This is a genomic window from Acetobacterium carbinolicum (assembly GCF_047456275.1).
GTDB classification, from domain to species: Bacteria; Bacillota; Clostridia; order Eubacteriales; family Eubacteriaceae; genus Acetobacterium; species Acetobacterium carbinolicum.
On the sequence record NZ_CP173357.1, the window covers coordinates 2,264,054 to 2,282,138 of the forward strand.

Sequence of the window (18,085 nt, forward strand, 5' to 3'; positions counted from 1 at the left end):
TTTATGGCAATTATAACAGTCATTTTAAAAACCGGGACATCAACGACGTGAAATAGTGATTTTATTGAATAAAAAAAGCACTCCTCTAAATGGACGATCTCTTTTCCATCATTAGAGGTGTGCTTTTATAAATATTAAGACAACGTTTTTTTATAGTTGATGAATTCATCATAGGTCGATAATCGATCGATAATGCCTTCTTCTCTGATTTCAATAATTCGATTGGCCACAGTTTGCATAAACTGGTGATCATGACTGGCAAATAGCAAGATGCCCTTAAAATCAATCAGACCATTGTTGACGGCAGTGATCGACTCCAGATCAAGGTGATTGGTTGGCTGATCCAAAACCAGCACGTTTGAGCCAAACATCATGATTTTTGAAAGCATACAGCGAACTTTTTCTCCTCCGGAAAGAACCTGAACCTCTTTATAAATATCATCTCCGGAAAATAGCATTCGACCGAGGAACCCGCGGATATAGGTTTCCGTGATTTCTTCGGTGTATTGCTGAAGCCATTGGCAGATATTCAGGGTACAGCCATTAAAATAGTCACTATTATCTTTGGGGAAATAAGACTGGGTGGTACTGACGCCCCATTTGAAACTGCCTTCGTCCGGTTCAATTTCTTCCATAAGTATTCTAAATAAGGTCGTCATGGCAATCTCATTCTCCGCCACAAAAGCAATCTTATCATCCTTATTGACCCGAAAACTGACGTTGTTGAGAACTTTAACCCCATCGACAGTTTTTGATAAATGCTCAACCGTTAGAATTTCCTTGCCCGGCTCCCGATCAATCTGGAAACCGACCCATGGATATTTTCGGGATGATGAGGGCATGTCTTCGATGTCTAACTTATCCAACATTTTTTTACGGGAAGTGGCCTGTTTGGACTTGGATTTATTAGCCGAGAATCGGGCAATAAAGTTCTGCAGTTCTTTGGCCTTGTCCTCATTTTTCTTGTTTTGATCTTTTAATAAGCGCTGTATCAATTGACTAGACTCATACCAGAAATCATAGTTACCAACATAAACCTTAATCTTAGCAAAGTCAATATCGACAATATGGGTACAGACATTATTGAGGAAATAGCGGTCATGGGATACCACAATAACCGTTCCTTCATAATCCATTAAAAATTCTTCCAGCCATTCCACCGCTTGAATGTCAAGGTGATTAGTGGGCTCATCCAGTAAGATAATCTCGGGCTTGCCAAATAAAGCCTGGGCCAATAAGACCTTAACCTTTTCGTTACCACCAAGGCTATCCATACTGGCGTCGAGAATATCAACCCCCAGACCAAGGCCCTGAATAATTCGGGAAGCATCGGATTCGGCTTCCCAGCCGTCCATTTCAGCGAATTCACCTTCCAGTTCGCCCGCCCGGATGCCATCTGCATCGGAAAAATCTTCCTTCATATAAAGCGCGTCTTTTTCTTTCATTACAGCGTAAAGATGCTGATTCCCCATCATTATGGTATCCAGAACCGAAAACGCATCAAAGGCGTAATGATCCTGCTTAAGCACTGACATCCGCATGTGTTCAGGAATAAAAACGTTACCGGTTGATGGCTCAATCTCACCAGATAGTATTTTTAAAAAGGTGGTCTTACCAGCGCCATTCGCCCCAATAACCCCATAACAATTCCCCGGGGTAAATTTTATATTTACATTGGAAAAAAGATTCGTTCCGCTAAAATTTAAACTTAGTTCTGATACTGTTATCATTAATCGTTAATCCTCCACTGATTTATTTAGTCGGCAATCCAAGTTAAGTAAGCTCTGCACAGTTTTTTAACTATTTATTAGTCATTCCGATGCACATCGCCTAATTTACGGATGTGATCTCGTCTACTTACATTTCAACTGGTTTTCTATAATTTGGTCACCTTTCCGTAAAGAAGAGGCCTTCATCAGAACACTGACAAATAGCCTCTATCATAAGCTGTTTTATTATATCCTTTTTAACGTTTATTTTCCACTCTTTTTGCTAAATATTATCAGATTATTCTCGAATTTTCCAGAATACTTGAACTAATACCCGGTATCGCATTTTGTTTCATGCGTGGTTACTTTGCTTTGACAGAATTATATCTGTAGTAGTTCGCATTTTTCTTAAACTTCACTTTTGTCAGGATCGCACCGATGACGGTTGCGCCCACCTTATCCAGATTTTTTTTTGCTTCAATAATCGTTGATTTTTTTGTTTGATTGGCTGCGATAACCAATAAAACACCATCAACCACTTTTGAAATGATGCTAGCATCAGCAAAACTTAGTACTGGCGGTGTGTCAATGAGAATTACATCGTATTCTTCTCGACATTGTTTGATAAAGGTTTCAAATACTTCTGAATTCAGCAGCTCCGTTGGTGAAGCATGTTTATTGCCCGAGGTCAGAATTTCTAATTTATCAAGATTTTCCATTTTGTTAACAAGTGACTCTAATGCCAAGTCATCCATAAGCAGATTGGACAAACCGTTTTTTCTTTTATTAATATTAAAAATTGCACTTATATTGGGTAACCTTAAATCGGCATCAATTAACAATACCCGCTTGTCAGCCTGAGCAAATGTTACTGCCAGGTTTGCAATTGTCGTACTTTTCCCTTCTTCTTTCCCGGCACTGGTTATAAGCATCACCTGATATCGGTTATTTGAATTTTTAAAATTTATATTTGTCCGTAACAACTTATAACTCTCAGTTATAAGTGATGTGGGGTCGCTTAGTGTGATTAAATTTAATGTATCCATGTTATCGAACCTCCCCTTTAAATTCCGGAATGTCACCCAAAACTGATATGTTAATCAAATTTTCGATATCTTCGTCATTTCTGACCGTATCATTAATCAGGAACATCAAAATTATTACAAACAATGCTATAAAAAAACCTAACAAACCGCCAATAACAGCATTTAGAAGCGTATTAGGTGAAACAGGCGCTTGTGGTACCAAGGCCTGATCCAGGATTCGAATATTCTCTACTCCAACAATTTGTAAGACGGCAACTGTTAATTGTTTAGCCAGTTCATCGGCAATCTGTTTCGCGACTTGTGGATCAGAGTGTCTAAATCCAACTGTAAAAAGCCGCGAATCCGAAACACTTTCGATAATAACATTTTCTTTAAATTCATCATAGGAAATTGTCAACCCCAGGTTTTTTATTACTTCATTGACTACCAATCGGGTTGCTGCAATTTGCTTGTAATCGACGAGGAGTTGACTATTCGCATTTAATTGACCCAAAGAAACATCAATTGACCCCAAACTCCCCCCTTCCTGACCAATGTACAAAACCGTATTCGCCTCATAGACGGGAGTCACATATTTTATCGTATAAACATAAGCCGCCCCGAAACCAATAATTGTCAACAACAGGATCAGCCACCATTTCTTAATGATGATTTCGAAAAGTTCTTTGAAATTTACTTCTTTTGTCGTTTCCATTTCGTTTTCCTTTCTTTTAAAGCCAACTAAGTACTTCAGTTCCAGTTTTCCTGATTGATGTCTTCATTAACATTAAACAAATTAATAATCACATCCAAATCTTCCTGATTGTATAACTCATACCATAACCCATCGATAATTTCCGAATAAGTTTTTAAGCGGTAATTTTCAAAAGTAAGATTTGCATCGCCGCCACTCATATTGAGATACTCTTTGAGTTTAGCTATATTAGCATCCGTCTCAATCCCATTGTTATAATAGGTTTCAACCAATTGTAATTTCTTTTTGAGACTCATCGTTGATAAATTCCTCATTAACGCCTTAACCACTTCTTGCTGTCTTGCAATCCGACCATAGTCGCCATCACCATCGCTGCGGAATCTCACATAAAAGAGTGCATCTTTTCCATTTAATAGCTGTTCTCCTTGACCAATAACTAACTGATTCTCATTTTTATAAAAGTCCTTTTGTGCTATTATATTCACACCGCCGGTCGCTTCAATGATACTGGCAAATGTATCAAAATCCAGTTTTACTGAAAAGTCCAGCTTAATACCCAACAATTCCTCAATCGTCTGATCAATTAATTCTCTTCCCCCATAAGCATAGGCATGATTGATTTTATCAAGTCCATACCCGGGGACATTAACCCTTAAATCTCTGGGCAGTGAAGCCATTACCATTTTTTCCTGAATCGGATCATACATTAACACCATGATAATATCACTTCTACCCGTTTCATCGGAGCGTTCATCTGTTCCATAAATTGCAAAAATAACGGTTTTTCTCGTATCAACTAATTCCAATAAATCTTCATTATTTTGATTTAAAACATCCTCGATCGAACCTAAATCTGTTTCATTTTCTGAGTTAGAGTTCTGGTTATTACCGATCGACGATCTGTCATTCATATTTAAAAAGATGAACAAACTGACAACCATTACCAGGATTAAAACACTCCATAGAAATATAATTGATTTTCGTTTTTTCATGGCGTTTGATTCCTTTCTCAGTTTAACTTGCATGAATTGAAGAACTAAAACAGTTAACCAGACAATTCGATGTCTATTTTAGGTAATCCCCATTGTTATGATTAACTTCAGAATTGTCTTTATAGGTAGGGACAATCGTTTTAACCCTATTGATCAGCGCTTTTTTGTTAGATAAGTTAAGCAAGGGTCTCAGTTCTTCAAGTGAATTTTTAAGCTTGGTATAGTCAATATCACCCGGTTTACCTACTCTGATTTTTTCAAATCGGGTTTCTGTTAAGCCTTCTTCATCCATCAGCAGCTCTTCGTATAGCTTTTCTCCTGGTCTTAGCCCGATGATCTCAATCTCTATATCTTCATTAAGCTTTAATCCTGAAAGCTTAATGAGGTCAACCGCCAGGTCAAATATTTTCACTGGTTGGCCCATATCCAACACAAAGATCTCTCCACCTTTTGCGATAGCACCGGATTGTATTACCAATTGCGCCGCTTCTGGTATGGTCATAAAAAAGCGGATGATCTCTTTATGTGTTACGGTGACAGGACCGCCTTCCTTAATTTGTTTTTTAAACAAGGGAACAACCGAGCCGTTACTACCAAGAACATTTCCAAAACGAACAGCGGTAAACTTTGTTTTACTTTGTCGGGCCAGTCCTTGAATGATCATTTCACAAATCCGCTTGCTAGCACCCATAATGTTAGTAGGATTGACCGCCTTATCTGTCGAAACCATCACCAGGCGATCGACACCAAACTCATGGGCAGCTTCGGCAATGTTTTTTGTCCCAAAAACGTTGTTTTTGATCGCTTCCCAAGGTGAACGTTCCATCAATGGTACATGTTTGTGGGCAGCGGCATGGAAAATAACATCCGGATGGTAGGTTTCAATAATTGAAAAAACATCATCACGATCGCGTACCGAGGCAATGATTACGTCCAGATTAATCTTATCTTCATAATCATTAATCAGTTCATTTTGTATTTCATAAGCACTATTCTCATAATTATCCAGAATAATTAATTTCCCCGGGTTGAATCTGGCAATTTGTCTACACAATTCAGACCCAATTGAACCGCCTCCGCCAGTCACCATGATAATCTTCCCTTCTAGATAACTGACAACTTCTCGTATATTAAGATTAACCGTTTCTCTACCCAGTAAATCTTCAATCTCAACATCTCGAATTTTACTAAGTGAAACCTGACCATCAATCATTTCACGAATCCCCGGTACAATTCGAACCTTGGCAGCCGTACGCTTACACTCACTGATTATCATGCGAAGTGTTGTTGGGTCTGCTGTTGGGGTGGCAATAATAATCTCATTAACATTATACTTGTGTGCAACGCTGCCGATATCATAGTTATTTCCCAGAACTTTCACCCCGGCAATTGTTTTATTGAGCTTTTTCGCATCATCATCAATAAATCCGATTACCTGACCATAGTTTGACGCATGATTTTTTATCTCTGTTGCGATCAGTGTTGCGGTAGCACCACTACCAATAATTAAAATTTTCTTTTCAAGATCCTGTTTCATAAAGATTTTTCTGTTTTTAAGACTTCGCATCAATCGATAACTAAAACGCCCACTGCTGACAAATGCAATCTCAAAAAGCATACTTGTTATATAGATTCCAAAATATAGTCTTTCTCCCATATAGATGAGATAAATAATGCCAAATACGTTCGCTACTACTACTGCCAGGAGAATTTTTAATAACTCTTCTACCGAAGCATAGGACCACAAACTGTTGTATAAATCAAAATACCTGTAAATCAACAGCTTTCCAACCGTAAAAACAAAAACACTATTTATATAAATGCTAATGATTTCAGACGGTATATTTCCCTCATAATGTAAAAATAAAGTCAATAAAAACGCCGCATTTACTGCCACTATATCAGCTACAATAAGAAATAATTGTCGGCTTAATTTTGTTTCCATGGGTTACCTCACTTTTGGCAGATTAATTATGACCTTTACTCCGATCATTTGAAAATTTCATTGATTTAAGTATTTTTTATCAATGAAACCAGAATCTTTTCCTTTTATTTAGAGCCGGCACCATCAATTCGCAATCTTGGATTATCATTCCCGGATTCTCCGTAAAGAGCATTTGTCCACATTCTTCACCAAAAGCTTTTATCACCGTTTCATAAGCCATTTTCATAAAAGGTGGGCGTTTGATCATATCATGTGCATCCGAAGCAACAATATGAATTAATCCGGTTTCGATCCACTTAAGTGCCTTTTTTCTGGTTTTGCTTTCCATAATATAACGCGATGTAAGTTGTCCATAAATACCGTTCTTACTCAAATACGCAAATTTTTCCGGTTTTTTTGAAAATATTTCATACCGTTCGACATGAGCTAGAACTATTTTATAACCTTTTTCCTGGAGCTCGAAAAGCATTGATTCGTGAAATGGATAATAATGATAATAGGGGAGTTCAATCAGTAAGTATCGACTGTCACCCATGGTATGGGCTTTTCCTTGATCGATCCCAGCCATGCTTTCTTCACTAAGATAAATCTCGTTACCTAAATGTAGCTTAAAATCAATCTTTTCTCTGACAATATATTCTTTTAGCAATTGATACTGCTTGTCCACCTTTTGATTATGATAGGCCGGCATATTAAAATGGGGTGTCAGGATCATCTCATTCACCCCTTCATTCATTGCCATATGCATCATCTGAACTGAAATTTCTAAATCTTTCGCACCATCGTCTACTCCTGGTATCATATGTATGTGTGTATCAATCATTATCTCACGCTTTGAGCATTCCTTTCAATGGGATCTAGTACATTTCAAGCCCTTTTTAATCGCGACTAAACAAGTCCCGTGTATATACCTTATCGACAACATCTATTATCTCGTCCGAAAGGCGATTAGCAACAATGACATCAGCAATTTTTTTGAATTCATCCAAATCTCTTATCACTCTGGAATTAAAGAAATCACTTTCCTCAAGAGTTGGTTCAAACACAACCACTTCAATTCCCTTCGCTTTAATTCGTTTCATGACACCTTGAATAGCCGACTCACGAAAATTATCAGAATTCATCTTCATTGTTAACCGAAAAATGCCGACAATTTTAGGTTTTCTTTTTATGATCATATCTGCAACATGATCTTTTCTGGTACGATTTGCGTCCACAATTGCCGACATAATGTTTTGAGGAATGTCGGCGTAATTTGCCAGCAATTGTTTGGTATCTTTCGGCAAACAATAGCCGCCATAACCAAAAGACGGGTTGTTATAATAATTGCCAATTCGAGGATCCAAACTTACACCCTGAATAATATCGTGAGTATTGAGACCTCTTACCTCTGCATATGAATCGAGCTCATTAAAATAAGCGACTCTTAAAGCCAGGTATGTATTGGCAAAAAGTTTGATTGCTTCTGCCTCCGTAGAATTCGTGTAAAGAATTTGAATATCTTTTTTTAACGCACCCTGAGCCAGTAATTCCGCAAAGACTTGTGCACGTTCTGAGCGCTCTCCAACCACAATTCTTGACGGATAAAGATTGTCATACAAAGCATGCCCTTCTCTTAAAAATTCTGGTGAAAAGATAATATTCTCTGCTTCAAATTTTTCTTTTATGGCCTCTGTATAACCAACTGGGATGGTAGATTTTATAATCATCACCGCATCTGGATTGATGGCCAAAACGTTTGCAATAACCGCTTCAACGGTTCTGGTATTAAAATGGTTTTTTTCCGGATCATAATTTGTTGGTGTTGAAATAATCACATACTCGGCATCTTTGTAAGCTTCATAGTTATCAGTTGTTGCACGTAAATTAAGTTGTCTGGTATTTAGATATTCTTCAATTTCACTGTCAATAATCGGAGATTTTTTATTGTTGATCATCGCAACTTTTTCTTTTATAATATCAAGTGCAATAACCTCGTTGTTCTGAGCCAATAAAATGGCATTTGACAACCCCACATAGCCGGTTCCGGCGATTGTTATCTTCATTTTAATATCCCCCGTCGTTATCTTATTTATTGATCTTGTAATATGATTTATACCATTTCACAAACTGAGCCAAACCCTTTTCAATACTTGTACTCGGTTTAAAACCAATATCTTTCTCAAGATCGCTGACATCCGCATAGGTTATCAACACATCACCTGGTTGCATCTCCATAAATATTTTTTCCGCTTTCATCCCCAGTTGATCTTCTAAGATCGTAATGAAGTGCATTAAATCTACCGGACTGTTATTTCCGATATTATAGATCTTATACGGTGCAAAACTTGTGCTTAAATCATCTACGCGTTCATCCCAATTCTCATTGGCAATGGGAATTTTATCAATTAATTGGCTGATACTCCGTACAATATCGTCTACATAAGTAAAGTCCCTTTTCATTTCACCGTGATTAAAAACCTTTATCGGTGTTCCTGACAAGATATCCTTAACGAAGGAAAAATAAGCCATATCCGGTCTTCCATACGGTCCATAGACCGTGAAAAACCGCAATCCCGTTGTTGGAATATTATATAAATGGCTGTATGTATGTGCCATCAGTTCGTTCGCTTTTTTTGTTGCCGCATAAAGGGAAACCGGATGATCAACATTATGGTTCGTAGAAAATGGCACAACTTTATTTCCACCATAAACAGAACTTGACGAAGCATATATTAGATGCCTAACCGGGTAATTGCGACATGCTTCAAGTACATTCATAAATCCGATGAGATTTGAATCCAGATAGGCATAGGGATTGCTAATCGAAAAACGAACTCCCGCCTGGGCTGCCAAATTAATTACATACTCTGGACGATGTGTTTCAAAAATCTTATCAACTGAAGGCTTATCTTTTAAATCAGCCTTGTAAAATAAAAATTGTTTATGTGCTTCCAAAATTGCTAATCGATCTTTCTTTAACGATTGTTCATAATAATCGTTCAGATTATCAACGCCTACAATTTGATGATTCTGTCTAAGCATTAAATTCGCCAAATGAAAACCAATAAAGCCTGCTACCCCAGTAATTAGTATCTTCATTTTTACAACCGCCTTTATTATCGACTTGTTTTTTTTGATAGGTAATTTATATTTTACCCTTTTTGCTCCCATCTTACCAGTTTTTTAATTAATATTCATTCCGATAAAATAGTTTTCCATTTTTATATTGTTTTATCATAACTTAAAAAAAGCCCTGTTTAAAACAAGACTTTTCAAAACTTTTATTTTTGAGATTGTGTGAAATGATTTTGATCGATCGTTCTCTAGTCAACTTTTGCTGTCAAAAGGTTAAAGTTGTTGGCAACTACCGAGAAATCAGAACTGGCATTCAACCGCTGAAATCCGCTATACGAATTATCAGATACTTGAATTGACGTTCCTTCCGGGTTGTAAATCAAATAAGAATACGCCGTACCACTGTTCGTAAAGGTATTATTTCGAAGGACTGCCTGCGATCCCACGCCTCTGAATCCGATGCCATATTTATCAATGCTTTTGTATTTAAAGTTTGAATTTTCAACAACGACGTTGGTCGTTTTTGATGCGCTGTTAGCACTTATTAAAGGAATTTTATCCACATTCGTTACGTCCATGCCAGAAATATTTGTATCCTTTACTTCTCCGATTAACCAGAATAGTGCTCCTGCCATACCGGTTGAGTCGACAGTAACATTTGAAATATTTGACTGCGAACTGTTACCAATGCTGAACGCTCCAATATCGGAGGTCGATGGTATGGCTCCGCTGATATTTACATCGTTTATGCTTAAGTTATTTGCATTTACAATTTTGAATCCCAGACTACTGCCTTCGATGCTTAATCCTTTGATGGTAACGTTATTCGCACCGGTATTGATGTGCATACCGACGACACTGTTTTTAATACGACAGTTCTCAAAAACGATATGATCAGGAGCGGTAGGGAATTTGTCATTGCCAGCCACCGCAATTCCTCCTCCAGAAGCATTGTTAAACTCGACATTTCCAAAGTAAAAATGACTGTTATCACCGCGGATGTATGCCGAATGTAACCATTTTGTTCCGCCCTCGCTCGAATTCAAAACACTGTCTGTCATCGTAAAGTTATTGGTTCCTGAAATTTGAATCGGCATGCCAGATTTATCAATTTTCAGATTGCTGATGGTAATTCCAGTATTTCGAGTACTTCCAGATTGCCCCATTTTTATGCCAACATACATACTGTCCATAGCGACATCTTTGATCGTCAGGTTACTGATCCCCTGAAAAAACATCCCCTGCACATTACTGATCATGCTGTTTGCATAATAATCGGTTCCAGCGATCGTGTTTTGAGATTTTAGTGTCAATCCTTCAATGGTTACGTTTGAAATATATGATGCGGGATTCGACCATAGAATATTTGCAACTGCTGACTGCTGGGGCGCCATGTATAAAGTCGCGCCATAGCCGCTAATTTTTGTATTATTCTTTAATTCCAGTTGACTCGTAACCATATAGGTTGCAGCAGGCATTGTTAAGGTTACATTTTTACTACTTGCCTCGTTAATGGCTTTTTGTATCGCTGATGTATCATCACTGACACCATCGCCTTTCGCACCAAAATCTCTGACGTTGACTTCCTGACTCACTGGTGGGGTTGGTTCTGTGACTCCTGGGTCTGTGACTACTGGGTCTGTGACCACTGGGTCTGTAACCACTGGGTCTGTAACCACTGGGTCTGTAACCACTGGGTCTGTAACCACTGGGTCTGCGGGTTCGTTGGCTACTCCAGCTGACTGCTTTTCAATGATGATTTCAATTGCCTCTAAGCGCAGACTTTTTCCTTCCGAGCCTGAGAGTGCCCCGTCTGACACCCAACCTTGAACCCAACCTTCATTTTGAATATGGGTTCGGTATTTAACAGAATAATTTGCTGCATTCTCACCGGTTAATCTAATCTGGATTCCTTCCAGCCGAAATCCTTCGCCTTCAGATCCTGAAAATTCTCCGTTTGTAGCCCATTCCTGCTCCCATCCCTTATTTTGCACATGGGTCCGATATTCAATTTCTAACCCTGAGGGGACGCTTCCAGTCAGATTTATTTTTATTCCCTCGAGGCGATATCCCTTTCCTTCTGAACCGGAGAGTTCGCCACTACTCATCCAGCCCTGTGCCCAACCTTCATTTTGTATATGGGTCTGATAGGTGACTCCAGGTAATTCAGTCGCTTCGGTATCGATGGTTGCTGCTAAAACGTTCGAAGAAAAAACGCTACTTAACATCAATAGGATTACCACCACACTTACACAAATTTTCTTTGCGCGATGATCCAAACTATAACTCATTTTTTTGCTCCTTTCGGCAACCGGCTACCTTTCTCTTTGAGTTAAGGCCCTTAGTTTTGCGTCCCAACTTTTCAATTGGTTTGCCTTTATCGTGGACACAATTGTTAATATTCGACCACTTTAATTTGTAAAATAAAGCCTTGTTCAAAAGAGCAAGGCTTTTAGTAATTGCTTTATTGAATTAATACGATAAACGATATGTCCATTTTTAAAATCGATTAGTCAACTTTTGCTGACAGAAGGTTGAAATTATTGGTAGCTACTGAAAAGTCCGAGCTGGAAGTCAAGCTTTGGAATCCGCTGTAAGAATTGTCAGATACCTGAATAGCTGTTCCTTCGGGATTGTAGATCAGATAAGAATATTCAGCACCGTTATTTACAAAGGTATTGTTTTGAAGCACTGCTTGTGAACCAACGCCTCTGAAACCAATTCCGTATTTATCGATATTGTTATATTCAAAACTGGAGTTTTCTACAACAACATTGGTCGTTTGAGACGCGCTGTTGGCACTAATCAAGGGAATCTTATCCACATTCGTTACATTCATTCCAGAAACGTTAGTATCTTTTACTTCACCAATTAGCCAGAATAAGGCTCCTGCCATACCATTGGCATCGACTGTAACATTTTCTATATTTGCTTGATAACTATTATTAATAATGAATGCTCCAAGATCAGTAGTTGATGGCATCGCACCGCTAATGTTTACATCTTTGATATTCAGGTTGTTTGCATCCGTTATCTTAAACCCCAAACTGCTTCCTTCGATGGTTAAACCTGAGATACTCACATTGTTTGCACCAGTATTGACGTGCATACCGACAACACTGTTTTTAATACGACAATTCTCAAAGACAATATGATCGGGTGCAGTGGGGAATTTATCATTGCCAGCTACTGCAATACCGCCACCAGGGGCATTATTAAATTCAACATTGTTAAAAAGGAAATTACTGTTATCGCCTCGGATGTATGCTGCATGAAGCCACTTCGTTCCGCCAGAATTGGCATTCAGAATGCTATCTGTCATGATTAAATCGTTGGTACCAGAAACCTGAACAGGCATGCCAGTTCTATCGATATTGAGGTTGCTGACAGTAACTCCCTGATTCCGGTTGCTTCCAGATTGTCCCATTTTTAAGCCTACATACATACTATCCATCGAAACATCTTTGATCGTCAGGTTACTGATGCCCTGAAAAAACATCCCCTGAACGTTGCTGATCATGCTGTTTGCGTAATACTCGGCACCTGCAATCGTGTTTTGAGATTCTAGTTTCAATCCTTCGATCGTTACATTAGAAATATACGAATCTGGATTTGACCATAAAATATTGGCAACTGTTGACTGCTGGGGTGCCATGTACAAGGTTGCACCATAGCCGCTGATTTTTGTATTGTTCTTCATTTCCAATTGACTCGTAACCACATAGGTTGCCGCCGGAATTAACAAGGTGACATTTTTACTGCTTGCCTCGTTAATGGCTTTTTGAATGGCCAAGGTATCATCGCTGATACCATCCCCTTTCGCTCCAAAATCTTTGACGCTGACTTCCTGACTGACAGGTGTCGTTGGTTCTGTAACTTCTGGTTCTGTCACTATCGGTTCTGTGACTACCGGTTCTGTCACTACCGGTTCTGTCACTACCGGTTCTGTCACTACCGGTTCTGTCACTACCGGTTCTGTCACTACCGGTTGAGTAATTCTAATCGGTCTTCTTGGGGGTCTAACTCTGGCAGCAAACGCTGAATTTACTGGCATCGCACTGAATAATACAAATAGTGTGACTAAAAAAACAGATAACTTTTTCATGATGGTATTCCTTTCGGTAGCTGGCTGCCATTTTACAGGCCCTTAGCTTTGCGTCCCAACTTTTCAATTGGTTTGCCTTTATCGTTGGATAACGATGAATTCAGAACAAAAATAATTTCAAATAAAAAACTTCCCCTTCGGTAACTGGCTGCCATTTTACAGGCCCTTTAGTTTTGCGTCCCTGTTTTTCAACAGGTTTGCCTTTATCGTTGGAAAGTTATTCCACGATACTTATTAACTTAACTCTGTTTTTTTGTTGATACCTTCCTTTCGTTAGCTACCTACCGACTTATAGGCACTAAACTTTACGCCACTGAATTTTAACAGGTCCGTATTTACTCCTAGAAAATAAAACTGTAATTAATACAACTCAATCATTAGTTGTCATCTATTAAACGTCTCTTAAACCTATGCATTTGATAAATATGCGATCATTTTTTGTAACTATTAAAATGAAAGCAGGAGAATATTCGAATATTAAAGTATTTACTTTTACGAAGTCACTATATCACATATCCAGAGATTAGTCAAGACCTGTTGGATGCTTTTTATTCGTTTGAAGATTGGGACTTTTGCCAAGCCGTAAAAAACCACTTTGTCAAAAATAAGCATGATACAATTTCATAAATCTGTATCAAACCTTGCCTAAAAGCGCTAGCCCCTGCCGTCAATTAGATCATATTCCGTTAGTAGCGCTTTAACCTGCGTCAATGAATTAAACATCAGCACATCTATGATCGATAAATTGGGAACAAATGTATTGTAATACTGCCGATAGTGTAGCGATTCTCGCGTTTTAATAAACTTTAAAAGAATTCCGTTTTTTTTAAATTGCTCTGCTGAATAAAGATCCATTCCACCAATTGAATTTATATAACGATTTGCTTTGAGTTCTTTGCATACGTAGATAACAGAATCCTGATAGTTCAGTTCAGGTGAAAGCTTGAAACTCGATTCGATGATCATCTCTGTCTTAATATCCAGATATGCACAAATTTCCGTAATGCTATTTATTAAATATTTTGCCACATTATTATCATCATAATTTATGATTGTTTCAATAAGTGGATAAACCGTTTTAAATTCCGGTGCCTTACGATAAGAATTCACAATCTTATTCAGAAAGGTAGACCTCCCCTTTGTTCCTTCCTGAATTGCGAAGCTGCGCTCATTGATTTTTAGGACGTAACTATCTTTATTTAATGGCAGCGTAATCATCGACGGCGCTCCATTTAATAATATCCGGTTTCTGTGAATCCATCCTTGTTTTATAAATTGCACATCATCAGCAATAACGAAACAATCCGAACAATTGATCATTTGATAATACCCAATGTAGGGGAATAGATAGGGTTGCATTATTGAAATATCCACTTTATTTCCTCACTTTTTTATTCAGACTGATTTTTTCCTAGCCGCTAAAGAAACTCCCTTTATATCGTCAGCTTATTTGCGCTTATTTCGATTAACCAGCAGTTCTTTTCCGGTTACTAATAAATATGTTAAGCACTCAAAATTTAATAATTTTGCCATCCCAAAATAAAAGCTAATCCCAATAGTTACCTGAATTATCAGGGTTAATCCAGGCGTCATATTGAACCATGAAACAAAGTAAATAATTATCCCCATTACCACCGACAATAGAAGTGAAGGCATCACGTCTTTCATCTGTTGCATATAACTATAATCCAACAGCATTTTGTTAGGATAAGCATTTATAAACGATGAGGCGACACTGCTAAAAAACATTCCGGCCGCAATGGCATAAATACCATAAAAAAGAGAGATCCCCAAAATCACCAGGCTGACTGCATTTTTAATAATTTCCAGTTTTAGGAATATATCACTTCGCCCTAAGGCATTAATTGCCTGAAGATTAGCCGTATGAATCGGGAGTAAAGCATAAGCAGCACAGGAGATCTGTAAGAACGGAACGCATGGCAACCATTTTTCAGTCAATAAAATGATTACCAGAGGTTCTGCAATCACCGCCAGCCCAACCATCATAGGAAAGATAAAAAACGCACTGGTAACGATCGCTCTTCTAACCATTTCTTTAACGCGATGCAAATTATCTTGTTTGAGGGCAAGGGCTGGGAACATAACCGATTGGATTGAGCCATTAATATTTGCGACAATTAGTGACGGAAATTGTTGCCCGCGGTTAAAATAGCCCAACATGGCCGGATTATATATTTTTGCGACGAATAAACTTTGGATATTGGTGTATAACATATTGATGAGCGCTGAAACTAATAACTTCCAACCATATGAAAAAAGCCCCTTTAAACTTGCTAAGGAGAAAATAAAACCTGGCCGCCACTTCACTGTAAACCATAGAATCAAAGCCACAATGAATTGATTAGTTAGCTGCTGAGCCACTAACGCCCATGCTCCAAAGCCATTGTAGGCCATTGCAATACCGACTATCCCAGAAACCACAACCGCCCCTAAACTGCTGTAAAACAGTTTTCTGAATGCCAGATTTCTGGCGACCACTGCATTTTGAATTGAATTCAAGCCGCCTAAAAACAGTGTAATTGATAAGACCCGAAGTAGTGGTGTAAGCATTTTATTCTCAAAATATCCAGCCATCAGTGGCGCCCCAAAAAACAAGGCCACATAAAATACCCCGGCAACGGCTAGACTTAAGAAAAACACGGATGAGAAATCCGATTCATTTGCATCTTTCTTTTGTATCAGCGCGGTGTTAAATCCGTATTGAACAAACACATTCGCAAATGAAATAAATATTGCAATTAAGGCAATTGTTCCATATTCTTCTGGCAAGATAAGACGGGCCAGGATAATTTGTACAATAAATTGTATTCCCTGAGTTCCCAGTCGTTCCAAAAATTTCCAGACTAACGATGCAATCACTTTAGATTTTATTTGCTTATCATCCATAATCCCTCTTCCAGATTCATTTATTTGATCTGTTATTTTTAGCTACAAACTTTCTAATCATCTGATCTTTTACAATATTAATAAAATCTCTGAAATCTTCAGGCATGTATTTAAGTATAAAAAACTTAAACGCAACAAGATACATCAAGCCCACTGCTAGAGTCATGACAATCAGCCTTAACAGAGCAGATGGCAAATTTGCCACTGGGCTACTTATCATATAACTGATTGCGCCGATTAGTATGCTGACAAGAATAATCGGGGCCAGATATCCTAACAGTTCCCGCATTTTTAATGCGACTAAGTGTCCAATCAGCAACGTCATAATAAAATAGTTGATAATAATCGCAATTGTGGTTGTCACAGCAACACCTGCTATTCCCCATTGTTTACCGATATATGCACCTCCAATAATCAGGGTTGCATAAGCAATCTGTACCCATAACCGTTTGTAGATAGCACCTAAAGAACGTACCAATGCGTCACCAATTTTATAAGCCATTCTAAAAAACAGACTTATTATCAGTATCTTAAAGGGCATTATGGTCTGCTCCCATTTCGGCCCTAAAACCACTTGCACTAAATCGGCTCCCATCGTCAGCGACACAATCGTAATTGGAAAAGCCAGAATGGCAATCAGGGCTGTTAAATTCAATACCACATACCTGATTTTTTCATGTTCATCCTGATACCTCGCCAAAAGCGGAAACAAAACCCGTTCCATCACCGTTGCAATCAGATTTGTGGGCACTAATAACAATTGGTATGCCCGGTTGTAAAACCCTAAAGCCGCACTTCCAAGCGTTTGACTTACAACAAAATAGTCACCCTGATTTGCGATGTTATTAAAAACTTTTGAAAGAGCGAATCCGGTGCCAAAATTAAGCAGTTCTTTTGCCGATTCTTTTTCGATCCGTAAACGAAATTTGATGGGCTTATTGATTAGCGACAGGATTGTTTGTATCATTACGCTAAGAATCTGTGCAAATACCAACGCCCAGGCGCCAAATCCATTAAAAGCAAGTGTTATCGCAACGATTCCATTGGTTAAAGCAGCAACCGTATTAATGATACTAATCACTTTAAATTGCATTTCTTTTTGAAGTAAAGCTTCTGACACCCCTGAAATACTGTGAATGACAAACACGATCGAAAGTACTCGCAGCATGATCACGTCATCTGATCCAACAATCCCGGCAATAAAGGATGCAAAAATGAAAATAGTCGCATAAATAATGAGACCCAGGATCAGGTTTAAGGTATTGCCAGTTGCAATATAATCGTTATTTAACTGTTTTTTTTGGACAATCGCACTTCCTACCCCCATCATCCAGAATATTTCCGCAAAACTGATGATAATCTGGATTGTTGCCACCTGCCCAAACGCTTCCGGTCGTAATAATCTGGATAAGGTCATTGTGATAAGCAACCGAATAACAACACTGGTCAGTCCCATAATTGTCATCCAATAAACGCCTAAAAATGCTTTATCTTTATTCGATTCCTTCATCGCTTATACCTGCCTTCACTTTTTGCTTATCGACTGCTTAATTATTCCTTGTTAATGCCATTTATGTTTTAATATCGATATTTTAAGGGAACTCAGAACCTATCAATCCATTAAAACTGT

At 38.3% G+C, this 18,085-nt stretch carries 13 protein-coding genes and 3 riboswitches; all 13 genes read right to left on the reverse strand.

Annotation, left to right across the window (positions count from 1 at the left end):
• Window positions 1-134: 134 nt before the first annotated feature.
• The 13 genes from ACIZ62_RS10500 to ACIZ62_RS10560 all read right to left on the reverse strand — a co-directional run bounded on the left by ACIZ62_RS10500 (window position 135) and on the right by ACIZ62_RS10560 (window position 17,965).
• Complete coding sequence (locus tag ACIZ62_RS10500) at window positions 135-1,730, reverse strand: ABC-F family ATP-binding cassette domain-containing protein (RefSeq protein ID WP_414150140.1); 1,596 nt, start codon at window positions 1,728-1,730, stop codon at window positions 135-137.
• Between the two features lie 341 nt (window positions 1,731-2,071).
• Window positions 2,072-2,755, reverse strand: coding sequence for a CpsD/CapB family tyrosine-protein kinase (locus ACIZ62_RS10505; RefSeq protein ID WP_111886699.1), 684 nt, complete (start codon window positions 2,753-2,755; stop codon window positions 2,072-2,074).
• 1 nt (window position 2,756) lies between these two features.
• A complete protein-coding gene (locus ACIZ62_RS10510) occupies window positions 2,757-3,449 on the reverse strand; it encodes a YveK family protein (protein ID WP_111886698.1) in 693 nt (230 codons plus the stop codon).
• A 35-nt stretch (window positions 3,450-3,484) separates the two neighbouring features.
• Window positions 3,485-4,441, reverse strand: coding sequence for an LCP family protein (locus ACIZ62_RS10515; RefSeq protein ID WP_414150141.1), 957 nt, complete (start codon window positions 4,439-4,441; stop codon window positions 3,485-3,487).
• A 73-nt stretch (window positions 4,442-4,514) separates the two neighbouring features.
• Window positions 4,515-6,386 (reverse strand): polysaccharide biosynthesis protein, encoded by a 1,872-nt coding sequence (locus ACIZ62_RS10520; protein ID WP_414150142.1) that lies wholly within the window; start codon window positions 6,384-6,386, stop codon window positions 4,515-4,517.
• A gap of 79 nt (window positions 6,387-6,465) precedes the next feature.
• Entirely contained in the window at window positions 6,466-7,209 is a 744-nt protein-coding gene (locus ACIZ62_RS10525; RefSeq protein WP_414150143.1) for a tyrosine-protein phosphatase, read from the reverse strand.
• 55 nt (window positions 7,210-7,264) lie between these two features.
• A complete protein-coding gene (locus ACIZ62_RS10530; RefSeq protein ID WP_111886694.1) occupies window positions 7,265-8,431 on the reverse strand; it encodes a nucleotide sugar dehydrogenase in 1,167 nt (388 codons plus the stop codon).
• A 22-nt stretch (window positions 8,432-8,453) separates the two neighbouring features.
• Entirely contained in the window at window positions 8,454-9,467 is a 1,014-nt protein-coding gene (locus tag ACIZ62_RS10535) for an NAD-dependent epimerase (protein WP_322518998.1), read from the reverse strand.
• A gap of 224 nt (window positions 9,468-9,691) precedes the next feature.
• Complete coding sequence (locus tag ACIZ62_RS10540; RefSeq protein ID WP_414150144.1) at window positions 9,692-11,734, reverse strand: glycosyl hydrolase family 28-related protein; 2,043 nt, start codon at window positions 11,732-11,734, stop codon at window positions 9,692-9,694.
• A 12-nt stretch (window positions 11,735-11,746) separates the two neighbouring features.
• Window positions 11,747-11,829, reverse strand: a riboswitch (cyclic di-GMP riboswitch).
• A 123-nt stretch (window positions 11,830-11,952) separates the two neighbouring features.
• Window positions 11,953-13,548 (reverse strand): glycosyl hydrolase family 28-related protein, encoded by a 1,596-nt coding sequence (locus ACIZ62_RS10545; RefSeq protein ID WP_111886689.1) that lies wholly within the window; start codon window positions 13,546-13,548, stop codon window positions 11,953-11,955.
• 12 nt (window positions 13,549-13,560) lie between these two features.
• A riboswitch (cyclic di-GMP riboswitch) is annotated at window positions 13,561-13,635 on the reverse strand.
• A gap of 49 nt (window positions 13,636-13,684) precedes the next feature.
• A riboswitch (cyclic di-GMP riboswitch) is annotated at window positions 13,685-13,760 on the reverse strand.
• Between the two features lie 442 nt (window positions 13,761-14,202).
• Entirely contained in the window at window positions 14,203-14,922 is a 720-nt protein-coding gene (locus ACIZ62_RS10550; RefSeq protein WP_111886687.1) for a WbqC family protein, read from the reverse strand.
• Between the two features lie 72 nt (window positions 14,923-14,994).
• A complete protein-coding gene (locus ACIZ62_RS10555) occupies window positions 14,995-16,455 on the reverse strand; it encodes a lipopolysaccharide biosynthesis protein (RefSeq protein WP_414150145.1) in 1,461 nt (486 codons plus the stop codon).
• A gap of 16 nt (window positions 16,456-16,471) precedes the next feature.
• Window positions 16,472-17,965, reverse strand: coding sequence for a lipopolysaccharide biosynthesis protein (locus ACIZ62_RS10560; RefSeq protein ID WP_111886685.1), 1,494 nt, complete (start codon window positions 17,963-17,965; stop codon window positions 16,472-16,474).
• Between the last annotated feature and the right edge of the window lie 120 nt (window positions 17,966-18,085).